The organism is Pseudomonas sp. G7(2022) (genome assembly GCF_052660475.1).
This window is the reverse complement of the sequence record NZ_CP109659.1, coordinates 1,540,927-1,559,356: the sequence shown is the minus strand read 5'-3', so window position 1 is coordinate 1,559,356 and position 18,430 is coordinate 1,540,927. Positions and strand designations below refer to the sequence as shown.

Annotated in this window: 20 protein-coding genes and 1 tRNA gene; 6 read left to right on the top strand and 15 right to left on the bottom strand. The window is 59.1% G+C overall.

From position 1 onward, the window contains the following. Positions 1-30: 30 nt before the first annotated feature. Positions 31-1,680, bottom strand: coding sequence for a phosphoethanolamine transferase (locus NE357_RS07060; protein ID WP_169429271.1), 1,650 nt, complete (start codon positions 1,678-1,680; stop codon positions 31-33). A gap of 309 nt (positions 1,681-1,989) precedes the next feature. On the opposite strand from NE357_RS07060, the gene NE357_RS07055 reads away from it, so the two are divergent. Both NE357_RS07055 and NE357_RS07050 read left to right on the top strand, forming a co-directional pair. Beyond that, positions 1,990-3,174, top strand: coding sequence for a cyanate transporter (locus NE357_RS07055; protein WP_169429270.1), 1,185 nt, complete (start codon positions 1,990-1,992; stop codon positions 3,172-3,174). A gap of 213 nt (positions 3,175-3,387) precedes the next feature. Then, the gene (locus tag NE357_RS07050) at positions 3,388-4,323 is read left to right on the top strand and encodes a LysR family transcriptional regulator (RefSeq protein ID WP_169429269.1); all 936 of its coding nucleotides are present in this window, start codon (positions 3,388-3,390) and stop codon (positions 4,321-4,323) included. 3 nt (positions 4,324-4,326) lie between these two features. Here NE357_RS07050 and NE357_RS07045 read toward each other — a convergent pair whose 3' ends face one another. The 6 genes from NE357_RS07045 to NE357_RS07020 form a co-directional block, all read right to left on the bottom strand. After that, complete coding sequence (locus NE357_RS07045) at positions 4,327-4,692, bottom strand: 5-carboxymethyl-2-hydroxymuconate Delta-isomerase (RefSeq protein WP_169429268.1); 366 nt, start codon at positions 4,690-4,692, stop codon at positions 4,327-4,329. A 57-nt stretch (positions 4,693-4,749) separates the two neighbouring features. Beyond that, entirely contained in the window at positions 4,750-5,676 is a 927-nt protein-coding gene (locus tag NE357_RS07040) for a LysR substrate-binding domain-containing protein (RefSeq protein ID WP_169429267.1), read from the bottom strand. Positions 5,677-5,749: 73 nt separating this feature from the next. Beyond that, positions 5,750-7,846, bottom strand: coding sequence for a DUF6311 domain-containing protein (locus tag NE357_RS07035; protein ID WP_169429266.1), 2,097 nt, complete (start codon positions 7,844-7,846; stop codon positions 5,750-5,752). Next, entirely contained in the window at positions 7,843-8,229 is a 387-nt protein-coding gene (locus tag NE357_RS07030; protein ID WP_169429265.1) for a GtrA family protein, read from the bottom strand. Before NE357_RS07030 ends, NE357_RS07035 begins: the two co-directional genes overlap by 4 nt. Continuing rightward, positions 8,226-8,927 (bottom strand): class I SAM-dependent methyltransferase, encoded by a 702-nt coding sequence (locus tag NE357_RS07025; RefSeq protein ID WP_169429264.1) that lies wholly within the window; start codon positions 8,925-8,927, stop codon positions 8,226-8,228. Before NE357_RS07025 ends, NE357_RS07030 begins: the two co-directional genes overlap by 4 nt. Before the next feature lie 3 nt (positions 8,928-8,930). After that, complete coding sequence (locus tag NE357_RS07020) at positions 8,931-9,899, bottom strand: glycosyltransferase family 2 protein (RefSeq protein ID WP_169429263.1); 969 nt, start codon at positions 9,897-9,899, stop codon at positions 8,931-8,933. 280 nt (positions 9,900-10,179) lie between these two features. Between NE357_RS07020 and NE357_RS07015 the strand changes: the two genes are divergently transcribed. Continuing rightward, positions 10,180-10,371 carry a YegP family protein gene (locus NE357_RS07015; RefSeq protein WP_064383113.1) on the top strand — a complete coding sequence of 64 codons (192 nt, stop codon included), beginning with the start codon at positions 10,180-10,182 and terminating at the stop codon, positions 10,369-10,371. An 87-nt stretch (positions 10,372-10,458) separates the two neighbouring features. Here NE357_RS07015 and ppk2 read toward each other — a convergent pair whose 3' ends face one another. Then, entirely contained in the window at positions 10,459-11,283 is an 825-nt protein-coding gene (gene ppk2, locus NE357_RS07010; RefSeq protein WP_169429262.1) for a polyphosphate kinase 2, read from the bottom strand. 232 nt (positions 11,284-11,515) lie between these two features. Here ppk2 and NE357_RS07005 point away from each other — a divergent pair, with 232 nt between their 5' ends. After that, positions 11,516-11,806, top strand: coding sequence for a DUF3077 domain-containing protein (locus tag NE357_RS07005; RefSeq protein ID WP_169429261.1), 291 nt, complete (start codon positions 11,516-11,518; stop codon positions 11,804-11,806). Positions 11,807-11,888: 82 nt separating this feature from the next. Here the strand turns inward: NE357_RS07005 and NE357_RS07000 are convergent. The 5 genes from NE357_RS07000 to dapA all read right to left on the bottom strand — a co-directional run bounded on the left by NE357_RS07000 (position 11,889) and on the right by dapA (position 15,582). After that, a tRNA-Ser gene (locus NE357_RS07000) sits at positions 11,889-11,978 on the bottom strand. An 84-nt stretch (positions 11,979-12,062) separates the two neighbouring features. Beyond that, positions 12,063-12,776: a phosphoribosylaminoimidazolesuccinocarboxamide synthase gene (gene purC, locus NE357_RS06995; protein WP_007963288.1), complete on the bottom strand. Its 714-nt coding sequence runs from the start codon at positions 12,774-12,776 to the stop codon at positions 12,063-12,065. A gap of 28 nt (positions 12,777-12,804) precedes the next feature. Beyond that, positions 12,805-13,566: an MBL fold metallo-hydrolase gene (locus tag NE357_RS06990; RefSeq protein ID WP_085710246.1), complete on the bottom strand. Its 762-nt coding sequence runs from the start codon at positions 13,564-13,566 to the stop codon at positions 12,805-12,807. 4 nt (positions 13,567-13,570) lie between these two features. Continuing rightward, positions 13,571-14,686, bottom strand: coding sequence for an outer membrane protein assembly factor BamC (gene bamC, locus NE357_RS06985; RefSeq protein WP_169429260.1), 1,116 nt, complete (start codon positions 14,684-14,686; stop codon positions 13,571-13,573). 17 nt (positions 14,687-14,703) lie between these two features. Then, positions 14,704-15,582, bottom strand: a complete 879-nt coding sequence (gene dapA, locus NE357_RS06980) for a 4-hydroxy-tetrahydrodipicolinate synthase (RefSeq protein WP_169429259.1) — start codon at positions 15,580-15,582, stop codon at positions 14,704-14,706. Positions 15,583-15,894: 312 nt separating this feature from the next. On the opposite strand from dapA, the gene NE357_RS06975 reads away from it, so the two are divergent. Both NE357_RS06975 and NE357_RS06970 read left to right on the top strand, forming a co-directional pair. After that, entirely contained in the window at positions 15,895-16,455 is a 561-nt protein-coding gene (locus NE357_RS06975; RefSeq protein ID WP_169429258.1) for a glycine cleavage system protein R, read from the top strand. Positions 16,456-16,465: 10 nt separating this feature from the next. Then, positions 16,466-16,939, top strand: a complete 474-nt coding sequence (locus NE357_RS06970; protein ID WP_169429257.1) for a peroxiredoxin — start codon at positions 16,466-16,468, stop codon at positions 16,937-16,939. Positions 16,940-17,063: 124 nt separating this feature from the next. Here NE357_RS06970 and NE357_RS06965 read toward each other — a convergent pair whose 3' ends face one another. Then, positions 17,064-18,134, bottom strand: a complete 1,071-nt coding sequence (locus tag NE357_RS06965) for an AI-2E family transporter (RefSeq protein WP_169429256.1) — start codon at positions 18,132-18,134, stop codon at positions 17,064-17,066. 32 nt (positions 18,135-18,166) lie between these two features. Beyond that, positions 18,167-18,406, bottom strand: coding sequence for a sulfurtransferase TusA family protein (locus tag NE357_RS06960; protein WP_007958011.1), 240 nt, complete (start codon positions 18,404-18,406; stop codon positions 18,167-18,169). Positions 18,407-18,430: the final 24 nt, after the last annotated feature.

Sequence of the window (18,430 nt, the reverse complement as noted above, 5' to 3'; positions counted from 1 at the left end):
AGAATAGTCTTACAGAACAATTCCGAGGGTTCAGTCCCTGGCCAGGACGCCGTCGATGACGGCACCGCGGCAACCGGCGAACAGGTCCAGATCGTGCTGATAGACCTTGCTCTGCACTTCCAGCAGACCGAGCATCGAATGGAACAGGTTGTCCTGGCTCAACGGTTTGTCGCGGCTCATTTGCAGGCAATGGGTGTCGACCGAGTACGACTTCTGGTAACTGTCGGAGAACCACGCCAGCATCGCCACATGTTTCTGTTGTTCCGGCGCGAGCATGTACGGCGTGCCATGCAGAAACAGGTTGTACTCGCCCAGGGACTCGCCGTGATCGGAGAGGTACAGCATGGCGGTATCGACTTTTTCCTGATTGCTGCGCAGCACATCGATCAGGCTCGACAGCACATGGTCGGTGTACACCAGCGTGTTGTCGTAACCGTTGACGATGCTTTCGCGGCTGCAATTGTTCAGCGCGTTGCTTTCACACACCGGTGTGAAGTGCTCATATTCCTTGGGATAACGCTTGAAGTATTCCGGGCCGTGGCTGCCCATCTGGTGCAGTACCAGCACGGTGTCCTTGTCCAGGTGCTCGATGAAATTCTGCAACCCTTGCAGGAGGATTTCGTCGCGGCACTCGCTGTTGGCGCACAGCGCCGGGTCTTTCAGATTGCTGACATCCTGCAGGGTGACGCGATCGCAGGTGCCTTTGCAGCCCGACTGGTTGTCGCGCCAGATCACATCGATGCCGGCACGTTTGAGCACATCCAAAAGCCCTTCTTCATTCTTCGCCTTGCTGGCGTCGTAATCCTTGCGGCCCATGTTTGAGAACATGCACGGCACCGAGACGGCTGTTTCCGTACCGCAGGAATGCACATCGGTGAACGCGATCAGGCCGGCTTCCTTGTCCAGTTTCGGCGTGGTGTCGCGGTTGTAGCCCAGGATGCCGAAGTTCTCCGCCCGGGCACTTTCACCCACCACCAGCACGGTTAGCGACTTGCGCGGACGGTTTTGCAGTGCAGGGTTACGCTGGGCGTCTTCACCGATCTTGACGAACGGTTGCTGCACAGAAACAACCTGTTCGCGCAGATAGCCGGCAGATGCGCCGATGTAGTTGCTCGGCACCAGCATCAGGCGCAATTCGTGGTGGTTGCGAAACAGCGAAGACAAGCCCTGATAGTTGGCCAATGCGACGCCGCCAATGACCGCGACCGATGCTGCACACACCACAACTTTGCTTAATAACTCTCGATGCCATCGACGATAAGCGACGGGTAACTTCCACACCAACCACGACGGCAATAAGCCCAGAAACAATAGATAAGCGAACAACTTCAAAGACAGCAGATCGCGAACTTCCGTGGCATTGGTTTCAGCGAAGTTTCGAAACATCCCCGCATCGATCATCACCCCATACTGGCTCATGAAATAAGCCACACCGGCACTGATCAGAAACAGCGCCGTCAACACCGGTTTCAATACCGGGCGAAACGCCAGAAAGGTCAGCACGATGTTGTACGCCGCGAAGATCATCACCCCGAACGCAATGCGCATGGCGATACCCTTGCCATCGGCAGCGGTGATCTCGAAGAGGTGTTCCCAGAGTACGAAATTGAATCCGGCCAAAAAAAAGGCACTGGCAAACAACGTCACCCATTCAGGGCGCACGGCTTTTAACTTCAACATAGGCGGGGGGCTATTTCCTGAAAAGAAGCGCCGTGGCCAATTGTGAAAAATTCATTGACCCAAGCGATGAAAACTCTACGTAGCCCCTCATCAATTTTTTGTGAAAAAGAAGCCAACGATTAGTTGGCTCATGAAATAACCATGAAATCTGCAAGTGCATCAGGCCTGATTCAGTAAAAAATCACAGCCCGTTCAGGCAGAGCTCACGAAAGGCGTATCGATTTTTTAAATATCCCGCGGGAATTTCTGATTTGCCGGCACCGGTATCGCGCCCGCCTAATCGACAGCCTCTGATTCAAAGGTCTGAACATGGAAAACGTCCGCGCCACCGCCCGCCCCGCTGTCTGGCTGATGCTCGGTATCATTCTGGTCGCCCTCAATCTGCGCCCATCGATGGCCGCCGTCGGGCCTTTGCTGTCGGCGATTCGCAGCGATATCCCGCTGAGCTTCAGCGTGGCATCGCTGCTGACCATGCTGCCGGTGATGGCCATGGGACTGGCGATGTTCTTCGGGATCGGCATCAGCCAGCGTCTGGGGGAGCGGCGCACGGTGGTGCTGTCGTTGTTGATCATTGGTGGGGCGACCCTGGCGCGGCTGTTTCTCGATTCGGCGGCGCAACTGATCGTCAGCGCCGTCCTGGCAGGGGTCGGCATCGCGTTGATTCAGGCCTTGATGCCGGCACTGATCAAATCGCGCTTCCCCGACAACGTGGCGCTGTGCATGGGGTTGTATGTCACGTCGATCATGGGCGGTGCCGCACTCGCTGCCTCGTTCGCACCAAGGGTGATGCTCGACACGGGCAGCTGGCGTGCAGGGCTGGCGATCTGGGCGGCATTGGCGCTGCTCGCCTTGGTGTTCTGGTTGGCACAACGCGATGACGCACCACCCATCACGACCACTGCCGTGAAAACGGAGGCCTTTTTCACCCACTCCCGCGCCTGGCTGCTCGCAATCTTCTTTGGTCTGGGGACCGCTTCCTACACTTGTGTACTCGCGTGGCTGGCGCCGTACTACGTGGAAAACGGCTGGAGCGAACAGAACGCCGGTCTGCTGTTGGGATTTCTGACGGCCATGGAGGTGATTTCCGGCCTGGTGGTTCCGGCGATCGCCAACCGCAGCCGTGACCGGCGCCTGGTACTGAGCGCCCTGTTGGTGCTGATCATTGGTGGCTTCTGCGGGTTGATCCTCAGCCCGCAACATCTGAGCCTGCTGTGGCCAGGCCTGTTGGGGCTGGGCATTGGCGGATTGTTCCCGATGAGCCTGATCGTCTCCCTCGATCACCTCGACAACCCGCAGCGTGCCGGCGGGCTGACGGCCTTCGTGCAAGGGGTCGGTTACCTGATTGCCGGGCTCTCACCGCTGCTGGCCGGGGTGATCCGCGATCGACTGGGCAGCTTCGAATGGGCCTGGTGGTCGCTGACCGCGGTGATGGTGGTCATGCTGCTGATCGGGCTGCGTTTCGACCCTCGACAATACGCCCGACACGTTCGCTGATCGGGCGTTGTGCACGGTGCTTCATCCCTCTGGATAAAGGCTTCTGGCCATCTTTTGCAGGATCGTTTTGGCACGTCGTATTACTAAAACTTTCTGTCCCACAACTGTCCGTGAAAAATCCTACAGGGGTTTCTCCTGGCACCATCGTTCCGTTACGATCATGCGCACACGTTTGCGCGGATTCGGCGCAAGGAGCACAGCGAGACAGAACGGATGCTGAACAGTAACTTGCTTAGAAAGCTCGACATGCAGGATCTCATGGTGTTTGTCGCCGTGTATGAGCAAAGCAGCGTCACCGATGTGTCGGAGGCGCTGTTCGTCAGTCAGTCCACCGTCAGTTACTGCCTGAAGAAACTGCGCACCAGTTTTGAAGACGAGTTGTTCGTCAATACCCGCACGGGCATGCGCCCGACCTACAAGGCCAGCAGCATGTATGGCCATGTGCAGAAAATCCTCGAAAGCATCAACCTGTGCCACGCCGGCGCCCCGACCTTCGACCCGACGGCGCAGCCGGTGACCTTCAACATCTGCGCCCCGGAATACTTCGAGCAACTGATCCTGCCGCGCATGCTGAAGCGTTTCGACTTCGACGATCTGCCGGTGATGGTCAACATGCACAAGTTCGAGACCGACGTGCCGGCGCAGGAGCTGCGAGACGGGAGCCTCGATCTGGTGATCTGTTTCGGCCCGCACTTTCACCGCAGCCATACCGACCTGAAATCCCGGATGTTGCTGGAAGATGATCTGGTCTGCGTCTTCGATAAACGTGCGACGCCGCTGGAACCGCGCCTCAGCCTGCAAGCCTTCACCGAGCGCCGGCATGTGTTCCCCACGCCCTGGACCTCGACCACCAACATGGTCGATGGCTGGCTCGCGCGGCAGGCACAGAAGCGCCAGATCGTCGCGCGTTCCAACAGCTACAGCGCAGCGTTGAAGATGATCACCGGCACCGATTTCATCCTCACCCTGCCCCGGCGGATCCAGCGTTTGCTGACCAACGACGCGGTGTTCAATCACTGCGAGGCACCCAACGGCCTGCCGGGTTTCACCCTCGACATGCAGTGGAGCCACAACGTCGATCAGGACAGCGCCAACCTCTGGCTGCGCGAGCAGGTCATCAAGACCTGCGCGGAGCTGGAGGCGGCCTGAGTCTTACACGCCGATGGCGACTTTACTGTAGGACTCGCGGTCGATATCAAGCAGTTCCACACTCAACTGCACTTCGACGCCCGCCGGCCATTCGCACAGGTCCTGCAACACCGCCAACAGGTTTTGCGAGAGTTGTTTCTTGATCTCCGGGGATCGGCCGCTGAGCAGCGCCAGCCTCACTGAAACAAAGGCCCGCTCGCTCATGGCGGTGCCGACCTTGAAGGTTTCCACCTTGAGCGCACGGCTCTTGATATCGAACTCGGCCGCAAACTGACCGGAACCCACCAGGGTATTGTTGAGCCGGATCAACGCCACGTCGGCGTTCAGTTGCGGCAGGTTGGCGGTGTATTCCATGTGCAGATGTGGCATGTCGGTGCTCCAGAGGTTCGGCAAAAAGGTCGTACATATAACACAGCGACGCCTGACTCACGCCAACGACGCCATCACCGGCCGCTCGCTCATGAACTGCTCCAGCCGCGAACGCAGCCAGCGCTCGGCCGGATCGCTGTCGACATGGCTGAGCCAGACCATCGACAGGTCGAGCGTCGGGGTCTTGAACGGGAACGCTTCCTTGAACAGCAGCCCCGAGGCGGCCATCGCCTCGGCGGTGTAGTCCGGCAGGCTGGCGATCAGGTCGGTGCCCGCCAGCAGCGCCGGCAGCGCGCTGTATTGCGGTACCGACAACACCACCTGACGGGTTCGACCGAGGTCCGCCAGCCACTCATCGGCGTAACCGCTGACATTGGCCGTGTGGGAAACCAGCACATGGGGCCGTGCGCAATATTCGTCGAGGGTCAGCGGGGTGTCGGACTTGTCGGCGCGCAGGATGCTCGGCTGGATATGCCGCAGCAGTTTGCGCTTGGCATTGGCCGGCAGGCCACGGGTCTGGCTGATACCGACGGTGATGTCGCCAGCCGCCAGCAGATCGGGAATGCGCCAGTAATCGACATGCTGCACCACGAATGCCACGTTCGGTGCTTCCTGGCGCAAGACACGCAGCAATGGTGGCAACAGACCGAATTCGACGTCGTCCGACAGGCCGATGCGAAACGTCATGGTGCTGACGGCCGGGTCGAAATCACGGGTCAGGCTCAGCGCCACCGACAGCGAGTCCAGGGCAGGCTTGAGATGGCGATAGATGTCTTCGGCGCGAGCCGTCGGCTCCATGCGATGACCGACGCGAATGAACAGTGGATCGTTGAGCATGGTGCGCAAGCGATTGAGCGCCGAGCTGATGGTCGGCTGGCCGAGAAACAGCTTTTCCGCCGCTCGTGTCACGTTGCGTTCGAGCATCAAGGTCTCGAACACCACCATCAGGTTGATGTCGGCCTTGCGAAGTTCATTGCGGTTCATCCATTGCCCCCCTGTCCCCGGATTGCGGGCAGTGTAGAAAGGCAGCAGGGGTAGCGTCCATCAAAACGGTGCGTCATTGCACCGTCAGGGACTTCAGCCCCAGGCCCATGACCCGCGAATCATCGTTGATCCCCAATTGCCGAGGGCTGATGGCATCCGGCAATTGCAGTTCGATAGTGAGCCGGTCATCGCTCGCAAGGCTGCGACTGAGCGCGGCGCTGATTGGAATTTCCAGGTGATTGCCATGGAACCGGGTCAGACTTGTGGTCAGCACCTGCTCGCCATTGAGCTTCACGATCACTCGCTGGGCGGGATGCTGTGGCTGAACGAAGGCCAATGCGTCAAGCACGATTGAACGCGCCTGCGGCAACACCCGCATTTCGATTTTCGCCTGTTGCCCCTCCGTCCACGTGCCCCAGCTTTCCGGTGTCGACCAGCCGTTGGCCAGTTGTCGGTTTCGGTAGTTGAACGTCAGCGTTTGCCCTGGCCCCGAGAGGGGAATCACGGATATTTGCTGTCCCTCATCCTTCATGGGCAGACATCGGGTACAGCGCTTCCACCCCGGAGCGAGCACGATGAGACCGTCCACCCGGGTCAGCAGATCGGTTTCACTGTTGATGCCTTTGGCGGCATCCGCCAGGACATCGTCGCTGAGGATGTACAACGAATCTGCCTCGTATTGACCCGAGTCGAGCATGCGCCGCGCTTTCTGCTGTGCCAGCGCCAGCGCCGAAGAACTCACGCGCGCCAGGTAGACGGCATCGGTGTTCATGCCGTGAACCGCGGCAAACTCGGCAATCATCTGCCAGCGATCGTTCTGATTCTGCGGCATCAGACTGCGAACATTCGTGTAATGCCCGGCAGCGCTTGCCCAGAAAGGATCGCGCATCGGGCTGTTCCAGGTTGCCGATGGCGCGACCATTTTCCCCTGTCTCACGCCAAGCCAGCCACTGCAGGTATCGGCAACCTGGACCAGCAGCGCTGTAGCGAGCAGAAAAATGACAACGCGCGGTCGATAACCGCGCACCACCAGAAAAATCAGGCCCAACATGAGGGCATACAGCACCGGCCAGAACATCCGCCCCGACGCACGGAAGACGTTGGCCAGCCTGAGGATTACCTCCGGCAGTGGATAGCCGACGGTGATTGAGCCGATACCGATCTGATTCGACAGCGCGAAAAGCCACAGGCCGAACAGGGCCGTCAACAGCCAAGGACGGGCGCGCAACGCCTCCCTCAAGGGTTGCCGATTGCCATGCCAGGCAATCAGCGCCAGCGGCACCAGCAAGAGAACGCCCAGCCCCATGTAGTTGAAACCTTCAAAGTCGCCCTCGCGTTTTGGCAGATTGGGCAGGATCCACGACCAGCCCGCCGGATCGACCGGAGACAGCACATTCATCCGGTACAAACCGAAACCGCCCGAGACCGCACCGTCGGCAATGCTGAAATAACCCGCCTGCCAGCAGCACACACTCACCAGCGCAAACAGCAATCCGCCTTCGACCAGCCCCTGACGCCGGGTCAATTGCCGGCTGAATGTCTTGCCCAGCAGGTCCGCCAGCCAGATCAGGGCCACCATGGCCAGCAAGTAGGCGTGCACCCATGAGGTCACCGCCAGCAAAGCCCCCCAGGCCCAGCGCCGTCGACGCTGGTCCGGCACCAGCGCCAGATACAACGCTGCCAGAATCAGGAAATGCCCGGCCAGGGAAAGGTGCCCGCCCATACGCAGAAACATCGGCGGCGAGAACACCAGCAGCCCGGCTCCCAGCAGGCGAATCAAGGGATTGCCGGTCATCAGCCCGAGCAGTTTCCAGCCAAACCAGGCCTGCAGGACACAACACACCAGTAGCCACAACCCGAAATATTGGAAGGTGTCCGGCAACCACGCGCTGAAGGGTTTGAACAACAGCGCCAACAGGGGGTTGGAGTCGGAAAAGATGATCGAATTGCTCAGTTCCAGACCGTAGAACGGATTGAGGCCGAGTGGAAATGTCCAGGGCGAACGCCGGAAGAATTCCCAACCCAGATAATGCGTCGCCGGATCACCCTGTTCCAGCCAGGCAATGTTTTGCGGATTCAGCGCTTGCGGCCCGATCGCCAGGAAAAACACCAGCGTCCCCATTAACAACGGCAGTAAGGAGAGTGCCGGGTGCCTGCGCAAATCCTTCATCGATAGGTCCAGAAATTGTGTAACACGAACGTGAATGCCGGAATGGTCAGCGCGACCGCCGCGATGCCCAGCAGGTAATGCAGCCCTGCCATCTGTGCGGCCCAGGCGACAAACATCGCCAGGAAAAAGCCTCCCGCCGAAACCAGCAGGAATCGCAGCAGCGTCTTGCCGTGCAAGCGGGCTGAAAAGCTCCAGGTCGTGTTGATCACATAGGACACCACGGTCGCGACGACAAACGCCACACCGTTGGCCAGTGGAGGATCAGGGCTCACATAATTGATGAACGACATCGCCACCAACGCATGCAACGCGGTGACGAACAGTCCCGTCACGGCAAAGCGCAGGCCGCGCCTGACAAGTGCGTCTTTCTCGGCGGGCGTCACGATTTGCGCGCCAGCACAAATACACTCAGACCGGCCACACGGTTCAGGTTCATCAAGGGCAGCTCGAGGCGGCACAGGGTCTTCAGCAGCGCATTAACCAGCGGGTGATGTTTTTTCAGTTGCGAACGGGGTGTCGAACTGCCGGGAATCAGGCGCGAAGCAACAGCCATCGGGAACACCGCGCCGAAGTAGTAGGCGCCCCGCTCGACCGTCAACCCAGCCTTTTCGGTCAAGGCTTCGAACTGCCCGAGGGTATAACGACGTTTGTGCTCAAGAAAATCATCGTGCCCGCTCCACAGGAACCGGAACGCCGGCACCGTCATCAGGAACCGGCTGCCGGACGGCACTTTGTCGACGTAGGACTTGAGCAATCCGAGGTCATCATCAACGTGCTCCAGCACATCCATCAGCAACACCAGATCGGCGTCCACGCTGTCGATCGCACGCCGGTAATGCACCGGTTTGCCGGCGGTGGTGGCGCTGAAATCGGCCGGGTAGCTGATGTCCACGCACCAGGCTTCGCGGGCAGCCGTGTGCGTCAGCAAATGATGAGAAAAGAACCCTGAGCCGGCACCGACATCGAGAATGCGCTTGATCGGTGCCTCCCCCAGCATTCGGCGCGTCGCCGCCGCCTTCGAGCAGTAATACCAATGCTCGCCGATGTTGTCGCCGAGGATGTCGGTTTCCTTGAGATCCATGCTTCAGTCCTTGGGGTCATAGATGCGGCGCACCAGGAAAACCGGTCGGCGTTTCGCTTCGATATAGGTGCGGCCAAGATACTCGCCAAGCACGCCAATGCCGATCAGTTGCAAGCCGCCGAGAAAGGTCACCGCGACCATCAGCGAGGCGTAACCGGGCATGTCGACGCCGTGGATCAGCGTGCGCACCACGATGAACATGGCAAAGGCAAACGACACCAGAGACACCATCGCCCCCAGGTACGTCCAGATCCGCAATGGCTCGGTGCTGAAACTGGTAATGCCCTCCAGCGCGAAATTCCACAGCCTCCAGCCATTGAACCGGCTCTCGCCCACTGCACGCTCCGGGCGATCGTATTCGACCTGAGTGGTGCGAAAGCCGACCCAGGCGAACAACCCCTTCATGAATCGCCGGGACTCCGGCAGTGTCAGCAGAGCGTCTACCACACAACGATCCATCAAACGGAAATCGCCGACATTCTCGGGCAGTGACTGATCGGCGATCTTGTTGTGCAAACGATAAAACCAGCTGGCCGAGATCTGCTTGGCCCAGGAATCATTGCAGCGACTGAGGCGATGCCCCAGCACCACTTCATAACCCTCGCGCCAGCGCTCGATCATCTGCAGAATCACCTCGGGCGGGTCCTGCAGATCGACGTCGATCGGCACCACGATCTCTCCGGTACAGATCTGCAAACCGGCGGAAAGCGCCGCTTCCTTGCCAAAGTTACGGCTCAGATCGACGATACGGATCCGCGGATCACGTTGTTGACGGTGCAGCAAACGCTCCAGCGTCGCATCGCTGCTGCCGTCATTGACGAACACCAGTTCGAGGCGGATCAGCTCTTCAGACTTGAATACCTGATGGATGCGCAGGAGAAAGCCGTCGAGGCTGTCCTCTTCATTGAAGACGGGAACCACCAGCGACAATTTCACCGGCCCCGCGTTTGGCGTTCCGTGCGATTGGGTCAATGGAGTGCTCTTTTCTTATAGTGTCTATCGGTCGCCGAAGCGGATTCGACGCCATGAGCCGCACCGTATTAAGCAGCACCACTGAAGGTCATGCAAGTGTGCCACGAGGACGTACCGGCCAATCCGAAGGCTGATCCAGACGCTCTGCCCCGCCCATTGCGGAAACATTATCGAACGATTGGAAACAAATCCCCGATAGCCAAATAACAGGGCTCGGCTAGGCTTGCGAACATGCGTCAAACAGGTTGTCGCAATATCCCCATCGCATGGAGCGAACTGAATGTATTTCGAGATTTACAGGCAATCCAAGGGCACCCCGAGCACCGGCAAGGGCCAATGGCGCTGGCGGTTAAGGGCGGGAAACCATGAAACGGTTGCCAGCGGGGAGTCGTATGTGAACAAGGCGGATTGTCTGCACGTGATCGAATTGATCAAAGGTGTGCAGGGGGATACGCCGGTCAAGGAGATTTGAGGGGCATCCGGTAAGGCCGCAAAAAAGAAAAAGCCCCGCTGATTTTCATCAACGGGGCTTTTCCGAGACCGACGTAAACACCTGTCTTCAGAATTTCTCGGGGATGTGCCGGAAGGGATAATCCGATTCCTTGTAGCCCCCAGGCTTCTGCCGCTTGGGTAGCTCAACCTTCTCGCGCGAAACACTCTTGTACGGAATGCGGCTGAGGAGATCTGAGATGATATTCAGGCGCGCTCGCCGCTTGTCATTCGAGTCGGCTACCAGCCAGGGCGCATATTCGGTATCGGTCGCCCTGATCATGTCGTCACGCGCCCGCGAATAGTCATACCAGCGACTGTAGGACTTGAGATCCATGGGAGACAGTTTCCAGATCTTTCGACCGTCCTTGATGCGCTCTTCCAGCCGGCGCGTCTGCTCTTCCTGACTGACGTTCAACCAGTACTTGAGCAGAATCACTCCGGAATTGACGATGGCATGCTCCACCAGGGGCACCGTATTGAGGAACTTTTCGACCTGATTCTCGGTACAGAACCCCATCACCCGCTCGACACCGGCTCGGTTGTACCAACTGCGATCAAAGATCACCACCTCGCCGGCCGCCGGCAGATAAGGTAGGTAGCGCTGCAGATACATCTGGCTCTTCTCTCGCTCGCTCGGGGCCGGTAATGCAACCACCCGAAAGACCCGCGGGCTGACCCGATCGGTAAGTGCCTTGATCGTCCCGCCCTTGCCCGCCCCATCGCGGCCCTCGAAAATCACACAAACCTTGATGCCCTCGGCCCTCACCCACTCCTGCAGTTTGACGAGCTCAACGTGCAGTCGACGCAACTCCGCCAGATAGTCCTTGCTCGACAGCTTCGGGCGATCTGCGGGGATGTCTTTGGGCGAGTCTTTCTTCTTTCCCTTTGCCATGACCAAACCTCATGCATTGAAGGGGCTGGCCGCCGGAAACCCGGTGGTCCATGACCTGGAATGCAGGAGTTTAGTCAGTTAATTCGGAGTGTGAGACACGACTCCTCTAACGTTCCTGAGGCTCCCTCCCGAGTTTGGAAACCCGACGAGTCACGCAACAGCGTCCCTGACAAATGCTGGCGTCTTCTTACGCCCGTGAAATTGGCAGCTCCTCACAGTCAAGGAGTTACACATGCATGATGCACCTGAAGAAAAAACCGCCGGAACCACTCCCTTCCTCTATTGCTCTGACAATCCGTTATTTCACGTCAGCGCCGGAGTGCCTGTCGGCCAGGCATTGGCTCAGGCTTCCGACCTGTTGGCTCTCGCCAAGGCACTTGCAGAAGATGCGGCGTTCATTAGAGAAACAGACCGATATGCCTGGGCTGCGCATTTTTTGACGGAGATGGGAAAGGCTGTAATCGATGATGTGATGAAGGCTGTTTCACCAGGTCTTGACAGGGAAATGGGCAAAGCAAAATAAACGGGTCGATCGTTGAGGGCGCTTTTTTCAGCACATACGAAAAAGCCCCGCAGCTTCTCAGCTACGGGGCTTTTTCCATGTATGGCGGAGAGATAGGGATTCGAACCCTAGGTACCGGTGAAGGTACAACGGATTTCGAATCCGTCCCATTCGGCCACTCTGGCATCTCTCCAACGGCGCGCATCATAACAACACTTTCGTTGAATGGGAAACCCCTAAACGAAATTTTTTCCGTGCTATCAGATGCTTGCGTCGATTAAAGCGGTACGCCCAGACGGTTGGCGACTTCTTCGTAGGCTTCGATGACGTCACCGAGGCCCTGACGGAAGCGGTCCTTGTCCATCTTCTTCTTGGTGTCCTTGTCCCACAGACGGCAGCCGTCCGGGCTGAACTCGTCGCCCAGGACGATGGAGCCATCGCTGAACACGCCGAATTCCAGCTTGAAGTCCACCAGCAGCAGGCCGGCGTCGTCGAACAGCTTGCTCAGGACTTCGTTGACCTTGAGCGACAGTTCTTTCATGCGCGCCAGTTGCTCGGCGGTGCCCCAGCCGAATGCCACGACGTGGGATTCGTTGATGAACGGGTCGCCCTTGGCGTCGTCTTTCAGGAACAGTTCGAAGGTGTACGGGTTGAGCTTCATGCCCTCCTCGACGCCCAGACGCTTGACCAGGCTGCCGGCAGCGTAGTTACGAACGACGCACTCGACCGGGATCATGTCCAGCTTCTTCACCAGGCATTCGTTGTCGCCCAGCAGCTTGTCGAATTGGGTCGGAATGCCGGCCGCTTCGAGTTTCTGCATGATGAAGGCGTTGAACTTGTTGTTCACCATGCCTTTGCGGTCGAGCTGCTCGATGCGCTTGCCGTCGAACGCCGAAGTGTCGTTGCGAAACAGCAGGATCAAGCGGTCAGCGTCGTCGGTCTTGTAAACCGATTTGGCTTTGCCGCGGTAGAGTTCTTCACGTTTTTCCATGATGGGCTCCGCTTGCTAAGTAGATGGGCTAGGCGATGTGGCGCCAGTCGAGCCCTGAATCTTGATCGGCCAGTTGCAGCCAGTCCGGGTCGCACCCGAGGGTGTCGACAAAACATTGCCGGGCCAGCTGCGGCAGGTTGTTCTTGCTGCTCAGATGGGCCAGGACCAGGTGTTGCAGGCCTTGCCAGCCCAACTCGGCCACCAGGAATGCCGCCTGATGGTTGTTCAAATGTCCCAGCTCGCCGCCCACCCGCTGCTTGAGAAAGTACGGATAATGACCACGGGCCAGCATGTCACGACAGTGGTTGGACTCGATCATCAACGCATCGAGGTCCCTATAACCGTCCAGCACCTGCTCGCAATACGATCCCAGGTCGGTCAGCAGGCCGAAGCGCCGCTGTTCCTGATCACTGAAGACATACTGGGTCGGTTCCTGTGCATCGTGGGCCACGGCAATGACCCGGATGTCCAGAGCACCGATCTGCAGTTGTTCGCCGCCGGCCACGAAGCCTGCGGGTTCAATCGGTTTGCGCATCCCGCGCAGCGTGCCGCGACTGAGGTAGACAGGCAGATTGTAGCGCCGAGACAGCAAACCCACGCCATGCACGTGGTCGGCATGTTCGTGGGTCACGAGTATCGCGCTCAGTTGCGCCGGGTTCACCCCCAGGCGCAACAGGCGTTTTTCGGTTTCCCGCAGGGAAAAACCACAATCCACCAGTACATACGTATCAGCACTGGCGATCAGCGTGCCGTTCCCTTGGCTACCGCTGCCGAGAACGGCAAAACGCATCTGATCAGCCCAGGTTGTCCTGAATCACGCTCAACACTTTACGGGCCACATCGGCCGGCGCAACGGTGTTGATGTTTTTCTCGACGGTGACCTGAACGTTCTCGCCAACCTTGCTCAGGCGAACCTGATAACGCTCGGCACGGGCTTCAACTTCTTCCTTGGTCGGCGCGCTGCCGAACAGGCTGCTGAAGAAACCAGGCTTGTCGTCTTTCTTCTCGGCTTTTTCGGCCAGGTTGATGTAGTACAGGCCCAGGCTGCGGTTGATGTCCTCAACACGCCATTGACCTTGCTCCAGCGCGCGACCGACGCTCGACCAGGCACGGTCCAGATCCGAACCGACGTTCAGCACCGGATTGCCGCTGCCGTCTTCGCTGAGGCTGACGCGGCTCGGGGTATCGAAATCACGCGATGCCAGCATCGACACCGAACCACCCTTCTCGGAGGTGCGGCTCATGCTCGCGAGCATGTCGTCGACCAGTGCAGCGTCCAGACCAGTGTTGACCGAACGGTTGGTGAAATCGACATTGGCGGTGCTGCCGGCCGGACGCTCGGCGCTGACCACGTAGATTTCACTGGTATTGCGCTGTACGCCCGGCTCGATGCGTACCCGCACACGGGTTTCGCTGTCGGCGGCGACGCCGGCGGCGCTCAGACGCTTGGCCATGGCAGCGGACAGCTCGTCGGAATGCTGCCAGGTGGTGGTGAATTCACCGGTTTGCGGACGCTGTTCATCCAGACGGAAACCATTGTCCTGGAAGAACTGCACAGCCACTGGCCAGACTTCGGCCGGTGGATGCTGGCCCATGACCCAACGCGAATCACCGCTCTTCTGCAGCGAGTAGTCGCTGGCGTCAGCGATCGCCGACAGTGGCTGAGGACGCGGAACCACGTATTCGCCGGTAGCGGTATCGTCGGCGACGTTGCGCGGGATCGGCAGCAGTGGATCCAGACGCTTGGAGGTGCTGACACCTTCTGGCAGTTGCATCGGTGCAGTCTGTTTCGCTTCCAGGTAGTCGCTACCACGGTCACGGAAATAACCTTCCGGGCCCCAGATCCATCCGCAGCCGCTGGTGCTGGAGATAATCAAGGCAAGTGCGGAAAGTCCGGCCATTCGCTTCATGCGTTGTACTTCCTCAATTAAACCAGGACGCCGCACTGGCGCAGGGCCGAGCGCAACGTTTCATGACAAGGAGCGCTCAGCCAGGTCAGCGGCAGGCGGATGCCTTCGTGCATCAGGCCCATTTCGACCAAAGCCCACTTCACCGGAATCGGGTTGGCTTCGATGAACAGGTCCTTGTGCAGCGGCATCAGTTTTTCATTGATGGCCCGTGCGGTCTCGGCGTCGCCCTTGAGCGCGGCCTCGCACAGGTCGGCCATTTCGCGCGGAGCGACGTTGGCGGTGACGGAGATGTTGCCTTTGCCACCCAGCAGGATCAGCTCGACTGCGGTTGGATCATCGCCGGACAGCACGATGAAATCCTTGCTCACGCCATCGAGGATCGCCTTGGCGCGCTTCAGGTCGCCGGTGGCTTCCTTGATGCCGATGATGTTCGGCACGGTGGACAGGCGGATCACGGTCTCGGCCTGCATGTCGCAGGAAGTGCGGCCGGGTACGTTGTAGAGGATCTGCGGGATGTCGACCGCTTCGGCGATGTGCTTGAAGTGCTGGTACAGGCCTTCCTGGGTCGGCTTGTTGTAGTACGGAACTACCAGCAGGCAGGCATCGGCGCCGGCTTCCTTGGCGTTGCGGGTCAGCTCGACGGCTTCGCGGGTCGAGTTGGCGCCGGTGCCGGCGATCACCGGAATGCGGCCTGCAACCTGTTTGACGACGGCTTTGATGACGGCAATGTGTTCTTCAACGTCAAGGGTTGCCGACTCGCCGGTGGTGCCGACCGCGACAATGGCATGGGTGCCGTTCTTGAGGTGGAAGTCCACGAGTTTGCTGAGGCTGTCCCAGTCAAGACGCCCTTGTGCATCCATGGGTGTGACCAGTGCCACCATACTGCCCGCAATCATGAAACCGCTCCTGCCGGAAAAAGAGAGCGGTAATGGTACTGGCGCCAAGATGCTTGCACAAGCGAAGTACTGCGCCGCCATTCCCCTGAGCGCCGCTTTTCGCTACCCTTCAGACTTTGATCGGTACAGATCAGCTTGTACGCCGGGTTCCAGCCTCCCGTTTCGGCCTTTCAGGCCCCGTTCCAGTGTCGTCGTCTTGTGCTTCCTTATTATCGAGGCTCTGGCGATACGTGAACCGGGCCTTCCGGACAGGTATGTTCCGGCAATCAACGCCCTTACCCTACCGACCGCTCATCGCTTTAGGAATGCTGCATGTCCACCCCCACAGTTCGCGAACAATTCCTTGTCATCAGTGCGCTCGGCGCCAATCCAATGGAGCTGACCAACGTCCTGTGCCGCGCCAGCCATGAAAACCGCTGCGCGGTCGTCACCTCGCGCCTGACCCGTCACGGCGAGTGCAGCGCGCTGATCCTCGAGATCTCCGGCAGCTGGGACGCCCTGGCGCGCCTGGAAGGCAGTCTGCCAGGCCTGGCCAAGAAGCATGCGTTCACCGTTAACGTCGTGCGCAGCGCGGCCCTGGAAAACCGCCCTCAGGCCTTGCCGTACGTGGCTTACGTGTCCTCTGCCTATCGCCCGGACATCATCAACGAGCTGTGCCAGTTCTTCATGGACCACAACGTCGAGCTGGAAAACCTGACCTGCGACACCTATCAGGCGCCGCAGACCGGCGGCACCATGCTCAACGCCACGTTCACCGTGACCCTGCCGGCCGGCACCCAGATCAGCTGGCTGCGCGACCAGTTCCTGGACTTCGCCGATGCCATGAACCTGGACGCGCTGATCGAACCGTGGCGCCCACAGAACCCAATGTAAGGAAGCTTTCATGGCCGTAGCTATCGATCAACCGGTTGCCGACTTCGAAGCACCCGCCACCAGCGGGCAGACCGTCAGCCTTTCAGCCCTCAAGGGCAAGCAAGTGGTGATCTACTTCTACCCGAAGGACAGCACCCCGGGCTGCACCACAGAAGGCCAGGGCTTTCGTGATCAGTACGCGGCGTTCAAGGATGCCAACACGGAAATCTTCGGCATCTCCCGCGACAGCCTGAAGTCCCACGAGAACTTCAAGTGCAAGCAGGAGTTTCCGTTCGAGTTGATCAGCGACAAGGACGAGGCCGTCTGCCAACTGTTCGACGTGATCAAGCTGAAAAAACTCTACGGCAAGGAATATATGGGCGTGGATCGCAGCACGTTCCTGATCGACAAGGATGGCGTTCTGCGCCAGGAATGGCGCGGCGTGAAAGTGCCGGGCCATGTTGATGCTGTGCTGGCCGCTGCTCAGGCACTGAACAAGGCCTGATGTTTCTGCGTCGACTTCACTGGCGCCTTCGCGAGCAAGCCCGCTCCCACAGTTGACCGAGGTCTGATGTGGGAGCGGGCTTGCTTGCGAAGGGGCTAATAAGACTCAACGAATAATCCGGTTTTTAAAGTAGCGGAGCTACAGCCGGCTCTTTGCGCGGCCACGCATCAAGCACAGCCTTGAACAGCGTCGCCAGCGGAATCGCGAAGAACACCCCCCAGAAGCCCCACAACCCGCCGAACAACAGCACCGCGCAGATGATCGCCACCGGGTGCAGATTGACCGCTTCGGAAAACAGCAACGGCACCAGCACATTGCCATCCAGCGTCTGGATGATCCCGTAGACTGCCATCAGATAGATGAACTGATCGCTCCAGCCCCACTGGAACAACGCAATCAGCATGACCGGCACCGTCACCACGACTGCCCCGACATACGGCACCACCACCGACACCCCTACGAGCAACGCCAGCAGCGCCGCGTAGTTCAGCCCGAGGGCGACGAAGGCGATGTAGGTCACCCCGCCGCAGATCACGATCTCGATGACCTTGCCGCGAATGTAGTTGGCGATCTGTCGGTTCATTTCCTCGGCAACCCGGGTAATCAGCGCTCGCTCACGCGGCAGATAACCACGTACCCATTCGCCGATCATCACCCGGTCTTTCAGGAAGAAAAACACCAGGATCGGTACCAGGACCAGGTAGATCATGATGTTCACCAGCAGAGGCAGGCTGGATAACGAGAACGTCAGCGCCCACTGCCCGAACTTCCCGATTTCGCCGCGCGCCGCCTCGATGGCTTGCAACACCTGCTCGTCGGAGACCAGATGCGGATAGCGCTCCGGCAGCAGTAACAGCAACGATTGCCACTTGGCGAGCATGCCCGGCAACTCGTTGAACAGCGTGATCAATTGATGCCAGAGCAGCGGCAGCACCACGATGATGAACAACAGCAGCACGCCCATGAACAGCGCAAATACCAGGCCGACCGCCGCCCCACCGGGTATCCGCAGGCGCTCGAGGGTAACCACCAGCCCTTGCATCAGATACGCCAGCACCATCCCGGCCAGCACAGGCGCAAGCATTCCACCCAGGGTAAGCACCGCGGTAAAGGCGAGGAACAACAGCACCGCCAGCACCACGGCCTCTTCATCGGAGAAATAGCGCTGAATCCAGTCGCGTAACACTTTGAACATCAATAACCCTTAAGTCTTTTACGCTGTCGATTTCAGGCTTTTTTCAACCAGTAACGGTAGACGCCCGCCTCGTCTTCTTCACGCAGCAGCGTATGACCGGCCAGTTTGGCAAAGGTGCGAAAGTCGCGCTGCGAGCCTGCATCCGTGGCAATCACCTTGAGTACCGCGCCACTGGGCAGCTTGTTCAGCTCCATCTTGGCCTTGAGCAACGGCAACGGACAATTCAGGCCACTGGCGTCCAGTTCACAGTCGTGGGCTACAGCGTCGGTCATGCGTTACTCCGGATCAGGTGGTCA